This window comes from Pseudomonas sp. N2-3-1-14 (assembly GCF_041228395.1).
GTDB lineage: Bacteria > Pseudomonadota > Gammaproteobacteria > Pseudomonadales > Pseudomonadaceae > Aquipseudomonas.
The window spans coordinates 6,183,077-6,203,503 of sequence record NZ_CP166199.1 but is presented as its reverse complement, the minus strand read 5'-3'; the positions used below and the strand labels follow the sequence as shown (position 1 = coordinate 6,203,503).

General features: G+C 61.3%; 14 protein-coding genes. 3 read left to right on the top strand and 11 right to left on the bottom strand.

Annotated elements, in window-relative coordinates:
• Window position 1: 1 nt before the first annotated feature.
• The 11 genes from AB5I78_RS28795 to tssA form a co-directional block, all read right to left on the bottom strand.
• Window positions 2-4,399 carry an RHS repeat-associated core domain-containing protein gene (locus tag AB5I78_RS28795; protein WP_369301858.1) on the bottom strand — a complete coding sequence of 1,466 codons (4,398 nt, stop codon included), beginning with the start codon at window positions 4,397-4,399 and terminating at the stop codon, window positions 2-4.
• A 12-nt stretch (window positions 4,400-4,411) separates the two neighbouring features.
• Window positions 4,412-4,846: a DcrB-related protein gene (locus AB5I78_RS28790; RefSeq protein ID WP_145158212.1), complete on the bottom strand. Its 435-nt coding sequence runs from the start codon at window positions 4,844-4,846 to the stop codon at window positions 4,412-4,414.
• 15 nt (window positions 4,847-4,861) lie between these two features.
• Window positions 4,862-6,802 (bottom strand): type VI secretion system Vgr family protein, encoded by a 1,941-nt coding sequence (locus AB5I78_RS28785; protein ID WP_369301859.1) that lies wholly within the window; start codon window positions 6,800-6,802, stop codon window positions 4,862-4,864.
• A gap of 96 nt (window positions 6,803-6,898) precedes the next feature.
• Entirely contained in the window at window positions 6,899-9,562 is a 2,664-nt protein-coding gene (tssH, locus tag AB5I78_RS28780) for a type VI secretion system ATPase TssH (protein ID WP_369301860.1), read from the bottom strand.
• On the bottom strand, window positions 9,555-10,598 hold the full coding sequence (gene tssG / locus AB5I78_RS28775; RefSeq protein ID WP_369301861.1) for a type VI secretion system baseplate subunit TssG: 1,044 nt from the start codon (window positions 10,596-10,598) through the stop codon (window positions 9,555-9,557). The genes tssH and tssG overlap by 8 nt, the downstream gene beginning before the upstream one ends.
• A complete protein-coding gene (gene tssF / locus AB5I78_RS28770) occupies window positions 10,562-12,421 on the bottom strand; it encodes a type VI secretion system baseplate subunit TssF (protein ID WP_369301862.1) in 1,860 nt (619 codons plus the stop codon). Before tssF ends, tssG begins: the two co-directional genes overlap by 37 nt.
• Window positions 12,418-12,933 carry a type VI secretion system baseplate subunit TssE gene (gene tssE / locus AB5I78_RS28765; protein ID WP_242199548.1) on the bottom strand — a complete coding sequence of 172 codons (516 nt, stop codon included), beginning with the start codon at window positions 12,931-12,933 and terminating at the stop codon, window positions 12,418-12,420. The genes tssF and tssE overlap by 4 nt, the downstream gene beginning before the upstream one ends.
• A gap of 93 nt (window positions 12,934-13,026) precedes the next feature.
• Window positions 13,027-13,515: a type VI secretion system tube protein Hcp gene (locus AB5I78_RS28760; protein ID WP_005792512.1), complete on the bottom strand. Its 489-nt coding sequence runs from the start codon at window positions 13,513-13,515 to the stop codon at window positions 13,027-13,029.
• Window positions 13,516-13,686: 171 nt separating this feature from the next.
• Window positions 13,687-15,183, bottom strand: coding sequence for a type VI secretion system contractile sheath large subunit (gene tssC / locus AB5I78_RS28755; RefSeq protein ID WP_119737190.1), 1,497 nt, complete (start codon window positions 15,181-15,183; stop codon window positions 13,687-13,689).
• A 2-nt stretch (window positions 15,184-15,185) separates the two neighbouring features.
• Complete coding sequence (gene tssB, locus AB5I78_RS28750) at window positions 15,186-15,692, bottom strand: type VI secretion system contractile sheath small subunit (RefSeq protein WP_017135823.1); 507 nt, start codon at window positions 15,690-15,692, stop codon at window positions 15,186-15,188.
• A 54-nt stretch (window positions 15,693-15,746) separates the two neighbouring features.
• Complete coding sequence (tssA, locus tag AB5I78_RS28745) at window positions 15,747-16,766, bottom strand: type VI secretion system protein TssA (RefSeq protein ID WP_262207249.1); 1,020 nt, start codon at window positions 16,764-16,766, stop codon at window positions 15,747-15,749.
• A gap of 404 nt (window positions 16,767-17,170) precedes the next feature.
• On the opposite strand from tssA, the gene tagH reads away from it, so the two are divergent.
• The 3 genes from tagH to tssK are packed head-to-tail and all read left to right on the top strand — an operon-like array spanning window position 17,171 to window position 20,427.
• On the top strand, window positions 17,171-18,508 hold the full coding sequence (tagH, locus tag AB5I78_RS28740) for a type VI secretion system-associated FHA domain protein TagH (protein WP_369301863.1): 1,338 nt from the start codon (window positions 17,171-17,173) through the stop codon (window positions 18,506-18,508).
• A gap of 56 nt (window positions 18,509-18,564) precedes the next feature.
• Complete coding sequence (gene tssJ / locus AB5I78_RS28735; RefSeq protein ID WP_145158191.1) at window positions 18,565-19,074, top strand: type VI secretion system lipoprotein TssJ; 510 nt, start codon at window positions 18,565-18,567, stop codon at window positions 19,072-19,074.
• 18 nt (window positions 19,075-19,092) lie between these two features.
• Window positions 19,093-20,427, top strand: coding sequence for a type VI secretion system baseplate subunit TssK (gene tssK / locus AB5I78_RS28730; RefSeq protein WP_369301864.1), 1,335 nt, complete (start codon window positions 19,093-19,095; stop codon window positions 20,425-20,427).

Below are 20,427 nucleotides of genomic sequence, written 5' to 3'. Positions count from 1 at the left end.
GTTATCCGCAAGTCTTCCACTTTCCGTTCGCCCCTTTTTTCTCGACGCGAAAAGAGGTGATGGTTTTGTTGAATTTGTCGAGTATCCGAAAACCTACACCTTTTGCCTTGGGCTCATTGGTCTTGGAGAGTACGCCATCTTTGAGGCCCGTCTCTTTATAGTCAACGGTAGAAATATCCTTATGGTCGTTGAGCATGCTCACCCCTTCGTTATTGACGGTCGCTACCACGCGATACTCTTCCTTGCCTGGGTTGAACCCAGGATTGCTGTCATGGTTGACCCAGACCGCTTTCTCTCCTCTGATATTCGGAACCAAGCCTCCTTTCCCGCCGTTGGCCGCTTTGGAGGAAACGGTCTCGCTTTTGCCCATATACCGAATAATTTCGTTTTCTTTTAGGCCTAGCGGGTCGATCCAAGTGAATGGGTTTGGCGAATAGCGGTAAAAGTTCAGGCTGCCTGTCAAGCCTATTGGGTCGGGAGTTGTAAAACGTCCCACATCAGGGTCATAAAAGCGGAACGTGTTGTAGTGCAACCCTATTTCCCGGTCCAGATACTGTCCCTGGAAGCGCAGGTTTTGTTCCTCAATGAAGTACGGTTCACGAGGCTCGTCGATGGTATTGCCCCATATTTGATAGTCAGCACGCCACAGCGGGTGCCCGTCACTTTCCGTCAAGGCCTGGGGCAATCCATTGGGATCGTTATGGTAGTAACGAACTCGTTGAGTTTCGTTAACACCGTCGATCCTGGCCAACGGTTCATGACCATTGCCGTTGTAAATATACAGGCTGGTCTGATTATTTTTATGCTCTTGCAGTAACTGCAGACCATCCCAGTCGAAGCGCGTGCGACCAATGAGATGACCTTGACTGTCATGTTCGGTTTTCTCAACTCGTCGGCCCAGAGCGTCATAGCGCATTCTGACCACGCTTTCGCCGCAGGCCTTGCGGGTTCGGACTTCAATCAAACGATGATCGGAGTCGTAACTGAAGGACTGCAAGCCATACTGATTGCTGCGTTTTTCAATCACTCGGCCAAAGCCGTCGTAGCGATAACGTTTATCCTGAAACACCATTAACTGGTTGTTTACCACCCGCCCAGATACATCGGATGTACCGTCAAGGAGGTTGGCTGCCGCGTCGAAGCGCAAGGTCTCATTCTGCGTTGGGCGGCTACTTTGGCTGGCGATGATTCGACCTGTCGCGTCGTAATGCAGCAGTTGGCGTTGCTCACCATTGGGAAGTTGTTCGAGGCGCGCTACCAGGAGATCACTGGCATCAAATTCAAAATAGACTTTATCGTTGGTCGGTATCAGCGACGGTCGACTGGCATGCCGACGTTGGCGCATACGCAAGCGGCCGCTACGGTCATATTCGCTGCGCGTACTGATATCGCCTTGTGTGCGCATCACTTCTCGATGCAGGCGGTCGCGCTCGAAGTCGCTAATCACATGCCCGTCTATGTTTATCTGATGCAGGTGACCACTGCCGTAATACATTCGGTTGATCCAGCGTCCATCAGGCAGCTGTGTCTGGATAAGGTTACCGAGTTCGTCGTAATGATGTTTCAAATGGCCCGCGTAGCTTTGCTCTTCAACGAGATAACCCAGCGCGTCATATGTAAAGCCTAGGCGCTGCTCGTTACCGTCATTATCAATGACGACAGCTTCAATCAATTGGTGCAGCGGGCTGTAGCGGAATCGGTACTGTCCATCAGGTGTGATGCGGGCCGTCAGTCGGCCAATCGCATCTCGCTCCAAATCTTGAATAATCGGTGCTTCGATGGGCGTGTGGTCGCTTCCTGGCGCGGAAGTGGCCTCGACGCGCGTTACGTTATTGAGGGCGTCATAGGTAAATCGTTTAGTGCTGCCATCAAGGTTGCACTGCTCGGTCAGCCGATCCCCGGCGTCCCATGCAAACCGATAGCTTTCACCGTTCTCGTTGACCAGCGCTTGCAGACGCCCATAGCTGTCATACCCAAATTGCACCTGCCGCCCATGGGCATCGGTGCGCTGGCGTACCTGGCCTCGCCGGTTGTGTTGATAGAGCGTGGTGTGCCCGGCGGGATCGGTGTAGCCCACCAACTGCCCGCTGGCGTCGCGCTGATACTGCTCGGTGCGCCCATCCGGTAATTGGCTGCTGAGCAAACGGCCCTGGGCGTCGTAGCTGAACTGCGTGCGTTCACCCAAGGCATCAGTGATGACCTGCAAATAGCCACGGTCGTCGTAGCTGAAACGCGTCGGGTAGCCCGAGCAGTCGATATGCTCGACCAACTGCCCAAACGGGTTCCAGCGCAGTTGTTTGCTTTTGCCAGTGGCATCGATGATTTCCACTGGCTGGCCGTGCGCGTCATAGCGGTAACGGGTGATATAGCCCAGCGGATCGGTCTCGGCGATGCAGTTACCGCGTGGGTCGTATCGATACTGCCAACTGTTGTCGGCGGCGTCGGTTTCCACCAGCGGCAATGCCCAATGTTCCAGCCACAAGGTCGAATCACTGCGGCCCAGCGGGTCGGTTTCGCCGATCAGGTTGCCGCTCTCGTCGTAGTTGTAGGCATAACGCCCGGCCTGTGGGTCGGTAGCGCTGAGCAACTGACGTTCGTCATTCCACTCAAACAGCCAAGTCTGGCCGAGGTTGTCGCTGTACTGAATGATCTGGTGCTGAGTGTTCCAGTACCGCGTACTCACACGCTGCAGGCCGTCGGTGATGCGCGTAAGACCGGCCTGCAGGTCATAGTCGAACTGGTAAGCGTCGCCCTCATCGGTCCAATGCCTAACCACGCGCCATTCCAGGCCTTCAACCAGTGCCCACTCATAGAAACAGCGCAACCCGGTGGGCAATTGATGCTCAACCATGCGCCGCCCGGCATCGTAGGCGAAGCGTCGCTGCACCTGGCCGGTTGCGTCGCGCACCTGTGCCAGATTGCCCTGGGCGTCATAGCTATAACTGACCAGCAATTCACGATGTTGATCCGGATAGAGGCGTTCGATGTGGGTCACATGGCCCTGATCACGGATCAGCTCAACCTGCACCAGATCGAACGTATCGCGCAGACGCACCAGGCGCCCGGCGTCGTCATAGTCGAGGTAAATGCGGTTGTCGTTACGGTCACCCAACTGGCTCAGGCGCAGTCGCGACGGGTTTGCCGGTGTCGGCTCGAACAAGCGGTACACGCCGTCGTCACTTTCGATCAGCAACTGCCCATTCAGGTGTCGCCGTACCGCAAGACCTTCACCGGCACTGAATACTGCGCCGCCCAACGGAATCGAACCCATGTCGATGGGCCGGCCCTGTTCATCGGTGTAGACCAGCGTTTCGCCGCCCTCGGGATGCGGCTGGATGTCGACGCACACTTCGTAGGCCACGCTCCAGCCGACGCCAAACAGGCTGCCCTGGCGTTCATCGCGGCTGTTGTAGAAGCGCTGCCAGTCAATCGGGAGGATACCCGGCAGCACAAAATCCAGGTCGTCGACACCGCCCAGTACCTTTGCGCCCGTCGCAGCATGCACCGGGTTCGACGAGCCCATCGCGGCGTTGGCCGCAGCGCCCATCGCGCTGCTGATGGCCATCGACGTCGCGCCGCTGACCAACATGCACGGTAACTTGCTGAAGAACTTGCCCTTGCCACCCTTGAGCATCAACAGTGCCGTGACCGCCAGCCCGACGCCTGGCGTCTTGCCGCTGCGAATTTCACGCACCACCACCGAACCGCCACCAATGGTCACGTTGGAGGAAATCAGCCCCGACGACACCACCGTCGCATCGCAGGTGCTGCGATCACCACTGCGCACGGCGGGTTGACCGTTGATCGTGACCTTTTCCGAACCCTCGGCCAGAAACTGCGGCGGCATCGGTGGGTGCTTCATGCACACGACCAGGTCCAGCGGCTTGGGCACGGCACCCGGCGCAGGTGTGGCAACGGTAGGGCGCCACATCTGCGAGAAGAACCCCGCGGCCATATCCAGGTAACTGGCTTCCGGCTCGGGCTTGGCTTCTTCCAGCTCGGTGCCGGCCGGTGTGACATGGGAGCTGATCGCCCCAGCCGCGCGGGCGGCGGGAATGTTGTTGGTCAGCGTATTGGTGGAACCGGTGAGAATATTCGCCTGCACCGTGGGTGGAAACAGCGCGTTGCTAAAGGCGTCGCATATCTTGGTCAGCCCTTTGTCCGCGCCACTCTTGCTCATGGCCAGGCCGACAATCGTGCCCACCACCGCACCCAGCAGGAAGCAGCCGAGGCCGCCGGTGGCCACGGTGATACCGGTGGCCGCAACCACGGCAGCCGTTGCCACGGCAGTGATCGCGATATTGGCCGCCACTTCCAGCACACCGCCAAGGATGTCCGCCATCATCGAAGTGTGGGACAGCGCATCGCCCATTCGGGCCGCCCATAACGCGTCAGACATGCAGGTTGCTCATCAAGAAACAGCGTCGAACGACAGCGAATTTTTTATCAATGCCCAATGCGCCGCCTCGGCATCCCCAAGCTTCTCCGCCTTCACATAACTCAAGGCGAGCATCTTGCGCGTACCCGGCAGCACCAGCGCCAGCTGGTACTGGAACACCTTGTCATTGCCCTTGTTGAACTGGCTGCGCAGTTCAATGCCTTCCACCTCTTGGGCGGCGCCCAAACGCACGGTCACGCTCGGTTGGCAGCGCAAGTCCTGCACCTGTTTTTCCAGGCGCTTGAGCTGGTCATCGAAGTTGCTGTGCAGGGTCTCGCCTTCGGTGAGAAAGCTGCGGCTGATGATCAATGACGTGCCCAGTTCAGGGAACTTGAGGATATTGATCGACGCGTCCTGAAGCTCGGCGGCCGGCAGTTGGAACTGGAATTCGTTGATTCGGTACGTCATGGCAAACAGGTCTCGTCAGGAGCTTTTAGGCGCGGGGAATGCGGCGTTGATATTGGCGTCGATGCTGGCTTTCATGCCCTGGCCATCGGGCGTCGCGCCGGGGCCGCCGCCGTTGTTCAGGTGCAGCACGCCGCCGGTATTGAATTCGGCATCGCCGCTGGCGTGGAAGCTGATATTGACGCCGCTCAGGTTGATCTGCCCGCTGGCGTTCAACTCCAGGATGCTTTTGCCGCAGACCAGGCGCAGGTTTTCGCCCACTTCAATCACGTAGCTCTGGCTGATGCTGTCGGTCTTTCTCAGGCCCACCGAAAGGATGTCTTCGTGCTTGACGATGCGCACACGGTTATTCCCAATCGTCACCATCTCGTTATGCCCAATGCTCTTATTGCGGTCATGCCCCACCGAGTGGCTTTCATCCACCTCCACCACGATGTCCTGATTGCGCTCGGCATGGATGTACAACTGCTCCAACCCCTTCTTGTCCTCCATGCGGATTTCATTGAAGTTCGCCGGCGTGCCGCCCTTGCTCGAACGGCTTTTCATGCCGCTCTGGGTGGCGTTTTCCGGCAGGTCGTAAGGCACCGTTTGCTCGGCGTTGTACACCCGGCCGGTAATGATCGGCCGGTCCGGGTCACCTTCCAGGAAGCTCACAATCACTTCCTGGCCGATGCGCGGGATCTGCATCGAGCCCCAGTTTTTCCCGGCCCAGGATTGCGACACGCGAATCCAGCACGAGCTGTTCTCGTTGGATTGGTCGTGGCGGTCCCAGTAGAAGTGCACCTTCACGCGGCCGTATTGGTCGGTCCAGATTTCCTCGCCTTTGGGGCCGACCACCAAGGCGGTCTGCGGGCCTTTGACGATGGGCCTGTGGGTGTTCGCCAGTGGGCGGAAGCTTTGCTGGGCGTCGATGCACGTGAGGCTGCTTTCGAACTGTGCCGAACCCGAGCCGCCACCGCTTTCCAGGCTTTCCTGGACGATGTAATAGCGACAGCCAACGATCAGGTATTCGCGGTTCTGGTCCTGGCGGCTGAAGCCGGTGAGGCTGAACAAGTGGCCCGAGCCGAGGCCACGCGCATTGCCGCTGAACTCGATCTGCTCATGCAAGGTTTGCAGGGCTTCGATGCGAGTGCGCGCATAGTGCTCGCCGTCTTCGCTTTGCACATAGGTGCCGGGGTAGTCGTACAGCGGATAGTCGCCGGCGGTGTGCGGGCGTGGCATCGCCGAGCGTACGTCGATGCTGGCGCTGGGGCGCTGGAAGTCGTAGTCATTGAGCTCCAGCGAGCCCGGTTGCACTTCGTGCGCCAGGTGCCAGTTGTGCATGTGGTCGCGTTCGCGCTGCTGCTCGTCCTTGGGGTAATACGGAATCGACGCGTAGCCCGGCACCGTGGTGTGGGCGCCATAGGCGTCGGCCAGCACCAGCACATGGCGGTCCGGTTCATGGCGGAAGAAGTAGTAGATGCCTTCCTGTTCCATCAAGCGGCTGACGAAATCGAAGCTGGTCTCGCGGTACTGCACGCAGTACTCCCACTCGCGGTACGGCCGGCTCAGGGCGTCTTCGAAGTCGGAAAAACCCAGGTCACGAAACACCTGCTTGATGATCTGCGGGATGCTCAGGTTCTGGAAAATCCGGCAGTCCGAAGTGCGGCTGAGCAGCCAGAACCACGGGCGCAGCGTCACCTGATAACTGGCGAACTGGCCTTGGTCGATGTTCTGGCTGCACCGCGCGACGATGCCGTGGAAGTGCCGCTCGCCACCGTCTGCCAGTTGCAGGCCCACGCTCATCGGCTTGCCCAGCAACTGGTTGAGGTCGATGTTGGCGTCCAGCGAGGTCAGTTGCAGCTCATAGTTGAACAGCCTGCCCAGCTCTTCGCCGCCGCCCATTTCATTGAGCAGCAGCACATCCGGCCCCAGAGGGCTGGTGACTTTGGCCAGGCGTGAGGCTTGGTTGAATAGCATCGGTTAACCCGTAAATTGCCTAGTAACTGAAGAAACCAGCTCTAAATGTGGGAGGGGGACTTGCCCCCTCCCACATTTGGACTGCATCTCGTCAGATCAATCGGCGTCGCTGAAGTCGTAGTGCAATTCATTATCCCGGGTGCTGATACGCACACCCGCCAGCGCTTTGCCTTCGAGCATGCGCGTGAGGAATTCACGGCTCATGTCCGGCAGCAGGCTGTTGGTCAGGATGGTGTCGATCATGCGCCCGCCGCTTTCGGTTTCGGTGCAGCGCGAGACGATCAAATCGACCACCGCGTCGTCGTAGTCGAAGGCGACTTTGTGCGTCGTCTCCACACGTTTTTTGATGCGGCCCAGTTGCAGGCGGGTGATCGCCTTGAGCATCTCGTCGCTCAGCGGGTAGTAAGGAATCGTCACCAACCGGCCGAGCAGTGCCGGCGGGAAAATTTCCAGCAATGGTTGGCGCAACGCCTTGGCGATTTCTTCCGGCTCGGGAACATTCGCCGGGTCTTTGCACACCTGAGAAATCAACTCGGTGCCGGCGTTGGTCGTCAGCAGAATCAGGGTGTTCTTGAAGTCGATCATCCGGCCTTCGCCGTCCTCCATCACGCCCTTGTCGAACACCTGGAAGAAGATCTCGTGCACGTCCGGGTGGGCTTTTTCCACCTCGTCCAGCAGCACCACGCTGTAGGGTTTGCGCCGTACCGCTTCGGTCAGCACACCGCCTTCGCCGTAGCCGATATAGCCCGGTGGCGCGCCCTTGAGCGTCGACACGGTGTGGGCTTCCTGGAACTCGCTCATGTTGATGGTGATGACGTTCTGCTCGCCGCCGTACATGGCTTCAGCCAGCGCCAGCGCGGTTTCGGTCTTGCCCACACCCGAGGTGCCGGCGAGCATGAACACGCCAATCGGCTTGCTCGGGTTGTCGAGGCCGGCGCGGGACGTCTGGATCCGCTTGGCGATCATCTGCAGGGCGTGGTCCTGGCCGATGATGCGTTTTTTCAAGTGCTGGTCGAGGTTGAGCACCGTCTCCAGTTCGTTGCGCGCCATGCGGCCCACCGGGATGCCGGTCCAGTCGGCGACCACCGAGGCCACGGCCTGGTAATCCACGGTCGGCAGGATCAGCGGGGTTTCGCCTTGCAGGGCGGTGAGGCGTTGTTGCAGGTCCACAAGCTGTGCGCGCAACTCATCGTTGCCGCTGTCCACAACACCGGCTTTCTCGCGCAGGGTTGCACGGGTAGCGAGCAGCTCATCGACCAGGGTTTTCTCTTCGGCCCAGCGGTTTTCCAGGGTTGCCAGGCGTTCACGTTCGGCACTCAGCAAGGCTTCGCTGTTGCTCTGGCGTGCGCCGATGGCGATGCCGATGGCATGCTCGCGGGCGATGATTTGCAGCTCGGTTTCCAGCGCTTCGATGCGACGGCGGCTGTCGTCGACTTCGGCCGGCACGGCGTGCAGGCTGATGGCGACGCGGGCGCAGGCGGTGTCCAGCAAGCTCACGGATTTATCCGGCAACTGGCGCGCCGGAATGTAGCGGTGCGACAGCTTCACCGAAGCTTCCAGGGCTTCGTCGAGGATCTGCACCTGGTGGTGTTTCTCCATGGTCGAGGCCACGCCGCGCATCATCAGCAGCGCCTTGTCTTCCGACGGCTCAGCCACTTGCACCACTTGGAAACGGCGAGTCAGGGCCGGGTCTTTTTCGATGTGTTTTTTGTACTCGGCCCAGGTCGTGGCGGCCACGGTACGCAAGGTGCCACGGGCGAGGGCTGGCTTGAGCAAGTTGGCGGCGTCACCGGTCCCGGCGGCGCCACCGGCACCGACCAAGGTGTGGGCTTCGTCGATGAACAGGATGATCGGCTTGGGTGAGGCCTGGACGTCTTCGATGACCTGGCGCAGGCGCTGTTCGAACTCGCCTTTCATGCTGGCGCCGGCTTGCAGCAGGCCCACGTCGAGGCTGCGCAGCTCCACGTCTTTGAGCGCGGGCGGCACGTCACCGGCGACGATGCGCAAGGCAAAACCTTCAACCACGGCAGTCTTGCCCACACCGGCTTCGCCAGTGAGGATCGGGTTGTTCTGGCGCCGCCGCATGAGGATATCCACCAGTTGGCGGATCTCTTCATCGCGCCCGACGATAGGGTCGAGCTTGCCGCTGCGCGCCTGTTCGGTCAGGTCCACGGTAAAACGCTTGAGGGCTTCCTGCTTGCCCATCGCGCTCGGTGCCATGGCGCCGCTGGCTTCGCCGGGTACAGCGCCGGCGTTGAAACCGTCGCTGGCACTCAACGCATTTTCGGGCGAGTCGCCGACGTATTCGTCGAAGCGTTCGCTCAGTGCTTCAGCTTTTATTTTGTCGAACTCGGAAGACAAACCCAGCAGCGCGTGGCGCAGGCTCGGGGTCTTGAGAATGCCGAGCACCAGGTAACCGGTGCGCACCTGGCTTTCGCCGAACATCAGGCTGCCATAGACCCAGCCGCGTTCCACGGCTTCTTCCACATGGGACGACAGGTCGGTGATCGACGTCGAGCCCCGTGGCAGGCGGTCCAGTGCTTCAGTCAGGTCACGGGCCAGGCGCGCCGGCTCCACGTTGAACTGACGAATGATGCGGTGCAGGTCCGAGTCCTGCAGTTGCAGCAACTGGTGAAACCAGTGGGCCAGTTCCACGTACGGGTTGCCCCGCAGTTTGCAGAACACAGTGGCGGCTTCGATGGCCTTGTAGGCCACGCTGTTGAGTTTGCCGAACAGTGCGGCGCGACTGATTTCACCCATGCTCTGGATTCCTTGAGGTGGTGGCGTGGTCGGCGTAATGCCGAGCCAGGATTAGGTCGTTGGCGTCATGCTCGGGTTGGCCGAGCCAGGTGTTGAAGCCCAGGCGGAACTGGCCATTGAGCTGCAGCGCCGGTACTTCGGGTTGTTGCAAAACCAGGTTCAGGTCCCAGTCCAGTTCATGGCCCAGGTACTCGGCCACCCACGCCACCAGCTCATTGAACGGCTGGCTGCCGGGCAGCATGCCCATGTAGTCATCCAGCGTGAGCGGGCCGAGGCGGATGCGGAATTTATGCTGGCGGTCCCACACATGGCTGCCCAGGCAGAAGTCCACGCCCAGTTGGTTGGCGCTGACACTCACGCGGCTGCGCTCGGGCAATTCCAGCCATTGGCCGACGTATTCTTCGATCTCCACCGGCAGGCCGAAATATTCGCTCAGAATCGCCTTCAGGCCATCCGGGTAGCGGGTTTGCGCTGACAGGTGGCCGCTGTAATGCAGCTTCGCGGTGTCAGGAATCAGCCCCTGATTGAGCAGGCTTGGCATGCCCCGGCCGCTCAGCGCAGCGAGGCGTGCGGACCAGTAATCGTCATCCGGGCGGTCGTGGCTGACCGTTGGCCGCGCCTCGGCCCAGGCCCGGTAAAACAAGCTGAGCAGCCGATGGTGGAACACATCCAAAAACTGTTTGCTGGTGCTGTCGGCGTTGTTGCGCTGGCGCTCGCGCACGTACTCGGTGATGTGCAGCGGCAAGGGGCCGTTGGGGCCGCCGAGGCCGAAGAAGAACTGCTCCAGCCGCGCCGGTTTGCCGTCGCCACCGGGATCGACCGAGGCCAAAGTGGCCGGGGCGAAGGTGCAATCGGCCTGCTGCCCAAGGCGCAACGGGTCATCCGCCAGGCGCAGGGAATGGCCCAGGCGCGGCAGCTGCGGCGATTCGCACTCGATACGCCGCAGCGCCTGGAAGAAATCGTATTCCCAGGGCTCCTGATGCATCGCATCCAGTGTGTTCACAGGGTCGGACGCCGCCCGGGCTTGGCTTTCCATCGCATGATCTCGCCGCGTTCGGTGGTACGGATCACCGTCTCGGTAAAACTGTTGATCGACACGTAGCGTGCCAGGAAGCGCTCCAGCACCGCACCGAGCAGAAACACGCCGGTACCGCGAAACGCGTTTTCATCGAACTCCAGGGTAATTTCCAACCCGCGGCCAAACACAATCGGGCCAGGCATCGGCAGGCGCCGGGTCACGGCTTTGCTGCTGACTTCGCGCAGGCCTTCGATCTGCAATTGCAGCGCCGCGTCGTTGCTGTCGCCATACAGGCGCAGCAGTTCACGCAAGGCGCCGGCGCCCTGGCCCTGTTCGCTCAGCGACAGGTAATTGAGCGACAACTGGCTGATCAGGCGCCAGGCCTTGGCGTCATGCGCGTGGCTGGCGCGTGGGCGGCTCGGGCCCGCGACGCAGCGCACCGACAACACGGGCGCGCTGTCGGCCAAGGTGAAGTCGGTCTTGCCGTTGCCCACGCTCATGAACAACGGCAGATCGCGGTTAGTGCACAGCGCGGTCACGCCGAGTTGGCGCAGGTCGTGGCGGTAGGGCGCTTGTTGGCTGTCGACCAGGCTGACAAAGGTTTCGCTGCCCACGTAGGTAGAGCGCGGGCCGTTGCGGCGCTGGTCGCTGGACAACACGCGCGGCTCGCGGCGCAGCGTGTAGTAAGCCTGATCGCGACCATAGCGTGACGGGTCGCGCACCGCGTAGAACGGCAGGAACGGCTGCTCCGGCCCGGTGCCGTGGCCGGTGATGCCGCTCAGCGAGTGAACCTCGAAATCCATTGGCCGCGTGCGGTCGGCAATCACGTGGTGTTCGTTGACGCGGTCAGACAAATGAATACGGTCCACGCGTTTGGGGAACAGGTTGATCGCCGGCGTGCAGAACGGCATGAACTGCGCCGCGCCAACACTGCCTTCCAGGCTCGGCTCGTGGCGGTCGAACAGCACGATCAGTTCCAGCTCCTGGCCGTCGCAGCGTTTGACCGCGCGGCTCAGCTCGGCGAATTCGACGAACAGGAAGCGGTGGGGCAGGGCGAAGTATTCCTGCAACAGCCGATAGCCCTGGAATGCGCGGGCCACCACCGGCATGGCCGCGTCGGCGTCGTCAAAGCCGCGCGAACGCAACGCGTCCTGCGGCAGGCGTTCGACCCAATCACCGCCGGGTTTGCGCGCAAACACCGCGCAGGCGTTGCCCAGCAGTTGTTCGTAGAGGCGAAACGGCTGCTCATCGGCGCCGCTGAGGTACAGCGGCAGGCTGTCGAGGTCGAGGCTGTTGAACGGCAATTCGGCGCCGGTGCGCAGGGTCAGGCGCAAACCGGCTTTGGCCTTCGGCTCGCTGGCGGCCAGGCGGCCGAGCACGGCGGCGGGGTTGCCGAAGTACTCGGCGCCGCTGACCTGCAACGGCCACAGCGTCACCGGGTGCGCGGTGCGGTACTCGCAGCAGGTCTGGGTTTCGCGGCCCAGTGCTGCGCGCAACACGGTGTCGCGCGGCAGCGGGAAACCGCTGGCCAGCGAGCCTTCATCCGGGTCGGTCTGCAATTGCACCACGGTCATCGACGGCGTCGGCGCCAAGTAGTGCGGGTAGGCGATTTCCAGCAGGTTGTGGGTGAACGTCGGGTACTCGGCGTCGAGCTTGAGCTGCACGCGGGCGGTGAGGTAGGCAAAACCTTCGAGCAGGCGTTCGACGTACGGGTCGGCGCAGTCCATACCGGACAGGGTCAGCCGACTGGCGATCTTCGGGTATTCCTTGGCGAACTCGGCGGCGCTTTCGCGCACGTGGTGCAGTTCCTGGTTGTACAGCTCCAGCAGGCGCGGGTTCATGGGCGCCTCCGCTGGTCGGCATTCACCACGCGCACATGGCCGGATTCCAGGTCGAGGTCGGTTTGCAGCAGCAGGCGCAATGGCACCGGCTGCGCCCACAGGTCGCCTTCAATCTCGAAGCTCAGCGCGTTGTGGTTCATCTCGCCGTGGCCGATGCGGGCTTTGACGCGCAACGTGTGGCGCAGAATACGCGGCTCAAAGGTGGCGATGGCCTGGTAGATCAGCGCTTCCAGTGCCTTGATGTCCACGCTGGACACGCTGTTGCCCGCCAGTGCCGGCAGGCCGTAATTGACCACCGACGTACCGGCCGGGGTGTGCAGCGTGGCATCGGCATCCAGCAACGACGTGGTGTTGAGCAGCCACGCCAGATCGCGCAGCACCGAGGCTTTCAATTGGGTCAGGGACAGCACGCGTTTGTCGGCGCTTTCCTTGGGATTGGTTGGGTCGTCGTCGGTCAACCGGTCCAGCAGGGACGGTTGCAGACGGTCGCGGGAAGCGATTTCAGTTACCACCAAAGCAGCTCCACGGACGGGTTGTGAGAGGGACGGTTTCTGCGAGGGGCCGATGCCTGGGGCCGTGGCGGCGAGCCACGGCCACCGGGTTTATCAGCGCTTGGTGTTGGAGCGGATGTTCCAGCCAAACTTGATCGCGCCACCGTCTTTGGTGCCGTCGGCTTTCTGCGGCTGGTAGTCGACCATCACTTGGGCGAAGTTCAGGGTGACGTTTTCGGTCAGGCGATCATCGGTGCCCGAGCCGCCGGTGCTCAGGGACGTGACCAGCACTTCTTCCAGGTTGATCACCATGTACTCGACCTGGCTTTCGCCACCGGCCTTGCGCACGGTCAGCTTGACCTTGTCGATGTGCTTGCCGCTGGCGCAGTGCATCATCAGGTTTGGCGATGCCTTGTCGACGTACTTGGTCAGCGACAGGTCCTGGATATTCACCTTGCCCGCACCGCCGCCACCGCCAACGTGCATGTTGCCGGACTGGGCCATGCCCCAGCTCCAGTTCAGCACGTCGATTTCGTCCTTGTGGGCCTTGTCCATGGACTCGCCCTTGATGTCGCCGATCTTGATGAAAATATCAACAGCCATGTTTTCTCCCTGTGTGGCTCTTGCCACTGAATTTGAGTAACTCCAAATGGGCAGTGCCTTTGTGTGGGAGGGGGCTTGCCCCCGATGCAGGCACCTCGGTGTGTCAGTCACACCCCAGTGATGCTATCGGGGGCAAGCCCCCTCCCACAGAAGAGCCAGCTCATCCGTGGGTTAGGCGCTTTTCGCCGAAGGCAACTTCGATACCAGGCGCAACGACACGGTCAGCCCTTCGAGCTGATAGTGCGGGCGCAGGTAGAACTTGGAGTTGTAGTAACCCGGGTTGCCTTCGACGTCTTCCACGATCACTTCGGCGGCAGCCAACGGGTGCTGGGCCTTGGTGGTTTCGGTGGAGTGCGCCGGGTCGCCGTCGACGTAGTTGAGGATCCAGTCCTGCAACCAGCGCTGCATCTCGTCCTTCTCTTTGAAGGAACCGATCTTGTCGCGCACGATGCACTTCAAGTAGTGCGCGAAACGGCAGGTGGCGAACAGGTACGGCAGGCGCGCGGCCAGGTTGGCGTTGGCGGTGGCGTCCGGGTCGTCGTATTCGGCCGGTTTCTGCAACGACTGGGCACCGATGAAGGCGGCAAAGTCGGTGTTTTTCTTGTGCAGCAGCGGCATGAAACCGTTCTTCGCCAGTTCCGCTTCACGGCGGTCGCTGATGGCGATTTCGGTTGGGCATTTCATGTCCACGCCACCGTCATCGGTCGGGAACGTGTGGGCCGGCAGGTTTTCCACCTCACCGCCGGATTCCACGCCACGGATGCGCGAGCACCAGCCGTAGTGCTTGAACGAACGGTTGATGTTCACCGCCATCGCGTAGGCGGCGTTGGCCCAGGTGTACTTGGAGCTGTCGGCGCCGTCGGTGTTTTCTTCGAACGCGAAGGCTTCCACCGGATCGGTCTTGGCGCCATACGGCAGGCGCGCCAGGAAGCGCGGCATGGTCAGGCCGATGTAGCGTGAGTCTTCCGATTCACGCAGCGAGCGCCAGCCGGCGTATTCCGGCGTGGTGAAGATTTTGGTCAGGTCGCGCGGGTTCGAAAGTTCCTGCCACGAGCCCATGCCCATCACGGTCGGCGAGGCCGCAGCGATGAACGGGGAGTGCATGGCGGCGCAGACTTTCGACAGCTCGCCCAGCAGTTCCACGTCGGGTGGCGACTGGTCGAAGTAGTAGTCGCCGACCAGGCAGCCGTAAGGTTCGCCGCCGAACTGGCCGTATTCTTCTTCGTACATCTTCTTGAAGATCGGGCTCTGGTCCCACGCGGTGCCCTTGAATTTCTTCAGGGTCTTGTGCAGGTCCGGCTTGGAGATGTTGAGCACGCGAATCTTCAGTTGCTCGTCGCTCTCGGTGTTGTTGACCAGGTAGTGCAGGCCACGCCAGGCGCTTTCCAGCTGCTGGAAATCCGGGTGATGGATGATCTGGTTGACCTGGGCGGTGAGCTTGGCGTCGATGGCGGCGATGATCGATTCAATCGACTTGATCGCGTCATTGGACACCAGGTCCGTCTGTGCCAAAGCCTGTTCGGCCAGGGTGCGCACGGCGGTTTCCACAGCTTCGCGGGCACGCTCGGTCTTGGGTTTGAATTCTTGCAGCAGCAGGTTGGCGAACTCGCTGGCTTCTTCGGTGGCACCCAGGATCTGGGAGCCTTCGCGGGCGGTGTTGTCGGTCATGATTACTGGTCCCCTGCAGGCTTAGGCGCGCTGGCAAGTGCCTGAAGCAATGCCGGGTCCTTGATCGCCTTCATGATGATTTCTTCAGCGCCAGTCTTGCCGTCCATGTAGGTCAGCAGGTTGGCCAGCTGGGTGCGGGCTTCGAGCAGTTGCTTGAGCGAATCGACCTTGCGGGCCACGGCGGCCGGGCTGAAGTCGTCCATGCTTTCGAACGTGATGTCCAGGCTCAGGTTGCCTTCGCCGGTCAGCTCGTTCGGTACATGGAACGCTACGCGTGGCTGCATGGCCTTGAGGCGCGAGTCGAAGTTGTCGACGTCCACTTCAAGGAACTTGCGGTCGGCCACGGGTGCGAGCGGTTCGGCAGGCTTGCCGGCGAGGTCGGCCATCACACCCATCACGAAGGGCAGCTGGACCTTTTTCTCGGCGCCGTAAAGTTCGACGTCGTACTCGATCTGCACTCGAGGCGCACGGTTGCGCGCGATGAATTTCTGAGAACTTTGCTTCGCCACGTTGCTGCTCCTGGTCGCTTGAGCGACGGTGTTGTTACTGCACAGCCGGGCGGCTTACTCGCCGTCCGGGCCGCGCAGGTTTTCAAATTGGGACATGCCGTCGGGAATCAGATTGCGCACGATGGCCGCGAAGTCGGCGTGCACCAGATTCTTCGCCCGGTTCAACAGCACCGGCAGCGGGCTCGAAGGCTCGTGACGGGTGTAGTACGCAAGGATCTTGTCGAGGCTGCGCAGCACGTCATCGCGGCTGGCGATGTCGCCAGTGGGGCGCGGTGCGGCGGGGGCAGCGGCGAAATCGACCGAGGGGGCATTGTCGTCACTGACGGCCTCGGGTTCGCTGCTGGTATCGCTGTTCGGTACAAATTGGTTGAGGACTTGCAGCGCCTGCTTGAGCGGTTGCTTCAACAGGCTGAGGTCCACGCCCTGGGCCGAACCGACCTGGTCGCTGACCTGTTGTTCGATGGCTTCGCAGGCGGCGCGCGCGGCGCTCAAGGCATCGCGCGTGGCTTGCAATTGTTCGGGATCGCTGTCCAGAAATGCGGCGTTGAGTTGCTGGGCACCGAGCTGTTCGTCGGGGAAACTCATCAAGCCGCTGGCGTTCAGCGCAGCACGCAGGCTCACCGGCCCGAACGTGCGCGAGCGCGTGAGGATACTTTCACGCAGCAGACGAATGGTCGCGTCGCTGGTCAGGCCAGATAAGGCATTGATGCGTACGGTGGGGTCATTATCGTCGTCGGCATCCAGGCGCGGGTGCAGGTCAGCCCAGTACTCGCGCAGCAGCGCGTTGATCAGCGTGAGGACTTCGGCCAGCCCGGCCACACCCTGAAGGGCGAGGGAGCTTTGCAACAGAAAATGGGTGATGCGCAGGTCTTTGCTGCGCTGCAACAAGTCGAGGCTTTGCTGCTGGATGCTGCGCCATTCCGGTGGCTCAGCCGGCAGGATAGCGTCGCCCATGCTGCGCTCGGGTTGGCCCTTGGCGTCACGCTCCAGTTGGAGAAATTGCGCGTCATATTCCATGTCTTCGCCACAGGGCGAAGTCGCGGAAACGGCGGCGAGCAGCAACGGCACATCCACTTGATTCGATCTCCCTATCAGCCCGTTAGATGCCGGGCAATGCATGCATTAGTTGCGCGATGAACTTTGCATGTTTTCTTGGTCATATAGCCAGAGTGCCACTACCGTGCCATCACTGATGTTCAAGAAGTTGTGCATTTTTGGTGTAGTAGTTACGCCTTGTCAAGGTAAGCTATTCGCCCTCTGTGACAGATGTGCGGTGCTTAACACCCTGCGCGACTGGCGGGTCGAACGGCGCACCAGGACAGGATTTTTGTCATAGAAGCCAGTTAAGATCACCGATCATGCTGGTAAAAGCCTATTTTTACGGTCGTTAACGCGACTGGCGGTATCTCTCGGGAAGCCTGGTTCCTTCAGGTAGACCCTTGGATAGACCGCGCGCGATGTATCAGCAAGGAGGCAAGATGTCGCTGTGCTTGACTATCACTAGTTATCACAAGATCACCCCTGGGCAATGCCCTGAAAAGTCCATGAATCAGGGCGTGATGGCTATTGGCCGCAGTTCTGATAATGACTGGGTATTGCCAGATCCAGAGCGCCTTGTCTCCTCGCAACACTGCGTTATTCAATACAAAGATGGCCGTTACTATTTAACCGATAACAGCACCAATGGCGTTGAATTGGTTAACGCCGGTATTCGTATGCGCCGAGGGAACAGCGAACCGTTGCAAGACGGTGAATTGATCCGGATCGGCGACTACGAAATTCAGGCGCGTATCGACTTCAACATGCAAGCCATCGATAGCCAGCCGTTTGCCGGCGATTCGCCGAACAGCTTCGAGGCGTTGATGGGCGCGGTGGTGAACGCGCCCGCGCCGACGCCGGTGATCGCGCCGCAGTTTCATGGCGCCTCGTCGATGGACACGCTACCGGACCTGTTCGATTTCCTCACCCCGACCGCCGTACCACCACCGACCGTGGCGGACCATGTGCCGTCCGAGCAACACGACTTTCGCCCGCCGACCCCCGTTGCCATGCCAGTGGTGGAGAAGCCGGCGCCGTCAGGCTCGGTGATTCCCGAAGACTGGGACGTGTTTGGCGACACACCCGCGCCCGTGGCCAGTAGCCCGACGCCCGTTGCACCGCCTCCCGCGCCGCCAGTCATGCAGTCGCCGCCCGTGGTCGAGCCCGTGCTCCCCGCGGCTGACAGCCAACAGCCCGACCTTTTGCAAGCCTTCCTGCGCGGCGCCGGCCTCGACCAGTTGCGCCTGGACAAGGCCGATGCCTGCGCGCAGATGGAGAGCATCGGCCGCAGCTACCGGTTGATGGTCGAAGGTCTGATCGACGTATTGCGCGCCCGCGCCAGCCTCAAGGGCGAGTTCCGCATGCAGCAGACGATGATCCGGCCCGCCGAAAACAATCCGTTGAAGTTTGCGCCCAATGCCGATGAAGCCTTACTGCTGCTGCTGCGTCATGGAAACCAAGCGTTTATGGCGCCGGACATCGCCGTGCGCGACAGTTTCGACGACCTGCGCGCCCATCAACTGGCGGTAATGGCCGGTGTAGAAGCGGCCATCAAGCACTTGCTCGCGCGCTTTGAGCCGGCGCAACTGGAAGAGCGCATGGGCAAGCCCGGCGGGCTGTCGAGCATTTTCAACGGCTCGCGCCAGGCCCAGTACTGGCAGCAGTTCACCGAGCTTTACAGCAATATCTCGCGCGAAGCCCAGGAAGATTTCCAGGACCTGTTCGGTCGCGAATTCAGCCGAGCCTACGAAGAACACAGCGCACGACAGCGTCGCTAAACCGCAACGCAGTAATGGATAAAACGGATAGCTAAGTACGTCATTGAGGACGCAGGATGATTCCCAGGTTTTTACTCGCAGTCGCCACGGCGCTGCTGCTGACGGCGTGTGCCAAGGATGCCGCCAAGCCCGAGGCGGCCACTGAAGCCGAAGCGGACACCGCCGCCATCGAACTGCATTTTCACGCCATTGCCGGGCTCAACCCCGGCGCCAACGGCCAGGCCGCTCCGGTTCGCGTACGCATCTTCGAACTGAAAAACGCCGCCACCTTCAGCCGCTCCGATTACTTCGCGCTGGCTGATCGCGCGCAATCCACGCTCGGCCTCGATCTGCTGGACCAGGACGAAGTGATGGTGCAACCCGGCCAGCAACTGAGTATCCAGCGCAACCTTGACCCGTCCACGCGCCAGATCGGCCTGCTGGTGGGCTATCGCGAGCTGGACCGCGCGCAATGGCGCACGGTGCTCACTGTCCCGGCACGCCAATACACCGAATACCAGATCAGCCTCGATGTGCGCGCCGTACGCGCCGACGTCGCGGTTCCCCCATCCAGCCCTGCCCAATAAGAAGCAAACGGAGCTCCCATGTCCTGGAACAATCGCGTGGTCTGGTCGGAAGGCATGTTCATCGGAACGCAGCACTTCCAGCAGCATGACCGTTACCTGGAAAACCTGATTGACGCCCGCAGCCGCCCGTTGTCCGCCGGTGCATGGGGGTTTTCCGAATTGCTCATCGACCAGGGCCTGCTGGCCCAGGGCAAGCTGGCGATTGTGTCGGCCCGTGGCCTGTTGCCGGATGGCACGCCGTTCAATATTCCCCAGGATGACCTGGCGCCGAGCCCGCTGAATATCGACGACAACCTGCGCGATGGCCTGGTGTACCTGGCCCTGCCGCTCAAGCGTGCTGGCGCACGTGACACCGTCGATGACGGCGAAGACCTCGGCGCCGCGCGTTACGTCAGCCAGGTGCGTGAAGTGCGTGATGACAACGCCCCGTTCGAAAACCGCGCGCCCGTGGCCGTGGGCTCGCGTGCGTTGCGCCTGCTGACTGCGCAGGATGGCATCAGCGACTACGCCGCCATCGGCCTGGTGCGCATCAAGGAAAAACGCGCCGACCGCGCGCTGGTGCTGGATGACACCTACATCCCGCCGGTACTGGACGTGGCCGCCAGCAAACCGCTGACGGCGTTTCGCAGCGAGTTGCTGGGCCTGCTGCACCAGCGCGGCGAAGCCCTGGCCGGCCGCGTGGTCGCCTCGGGCGCCGGGGGCGCGTCGGAGATTGCCGACTTCATGCTGCTGCAACTGGTCAACCGCGCGCAGCCGCTGCTCCAGCATTTCAGCCAGTTGAGCCCGCTGCACCCGGAGCGTTTTTTCAGTGAACTGGTGAGCCTGGCCGGCGAGTTTTCCACCTTTTCGACGTCAGGCCGTCGCCCCCAGGAATACCCGCAATACCAGCACGATGACCTGTCGCTGAGCTTCACCCCGGTGATGGCAGCGTTGCGTGAGGCGCTGTCGATGCTGATCGACAGCAAAGCCACACCGATCCCGATTGTGGAAAAAGCCTACGGCATTCACGTGGCCATGCTCGCCGACAAAACCCTGCTCGACAGCGCCAGTTTCATCCTGGTGGTGCGCGCCGATGTGCCCGGCGAAACCCTGCGCGCGCGTTTCGGCCAGCAGAGCAAAGTCGGCTCGGTGGAGCACATCCGCGACATGGTCAACCTGCAACTGCCGGGCATCGGCCTGCTGCCGCTGCCGGTGGCGCCACGCCAGATTCCGTACCACGCAGGCAGCACCTATTACGAGCTGGACCGCGGCAGCGAGTACTGGCAACAACTGAATAACTCCGGCGGCTTTGCCTTCCACATCGCCGGGCAATTCCCGGGTTTGAACCTGGCCTTCTGGGCGATCCGAGGATAA

What these genes read in the sequence shown, in the direction of transcription:
- AB5I78_RS28795 (WP_369301858.1), bottom strand. Translation starts at nt 4,399, where the DNA reads ATGTCTGACGCGTTATGGGCGGCCCGAATGGGCGATGCGCTGTCCCAC.
- AB5I78_RS28790 (WP_145158212.1), bottom strand. Translation starts at nt 4,846, where the DNA reads ATGACGTACCGAATCAACGAATTCCAGTTCCAACTGCCGGCCGCCGAG.
- AB5I78_RS28785 (WP_369301859.1), bottom strand. Translation starts at nt 6,802, where the DNA reads ATGCTATTCAACCAAGCCTCACGCCTGGCCAAAGTCACCAGCCCTCTG.
- tssH (WP_369301860.1), bottom strand. Translation starts at nt 9,562, where the DNA reads ATGGGTGAAATCAGTCGCGCCGCACTGTTCGGCAAACTCAACAGCGTG.
- tssG (WP_369301861.1), bottom strand. Translation starts at nt 10,598, where the DNA reads ATGGAAAGCCAAGCCCGGGCGGCGTCCGACCCTGTGAACACACTGGAT.
- tssF (WP_369301862.1), bottom strand. Translation starts at nt 12,421, where the DNA reads ATGAACCCGCGCCTGCTGGAGCTGTACAACCAGGAACTGCACCACGTG.
- AB5I78_RS28760 (WP_005792512.1), bottom strand. Translation starts at nt 13,515, where the DNA reads ATGGCTGTTGATATTTTCATCAAGATCGGCGACATCAAGGGCGAGTCC.
- tssC (WP_119737190.1), bottom strand. Translation starts at nt 15,183, where the DNA reads ATGACCGACAACACCGCCCGCGAAGGCTCCCAGATCCTGGGTGCCACC.
- tagH (WP_369301863.1), top strand. Translation starts at nt 17,171, where the DNA reads ATGTCGCTGTGCTTGACTATCACTAGTTATCACAAGATCACCCCTGGG.
- tssJ (WP_145158191.1), top strand. Translation starts at nt 18,565, where the DNA reads ATGATTCCCAGGTTTTTACTCGCAGTCGCCACGGCGCTGCTGCTGACG.
- tssK (WP_369301864.1), top strand. Translation starts at nt 19,093, where the DNA reads ATGTCCTGGAACAATCGCGTGGTCTGGTCGGAAGGCATGTTCATCGGA.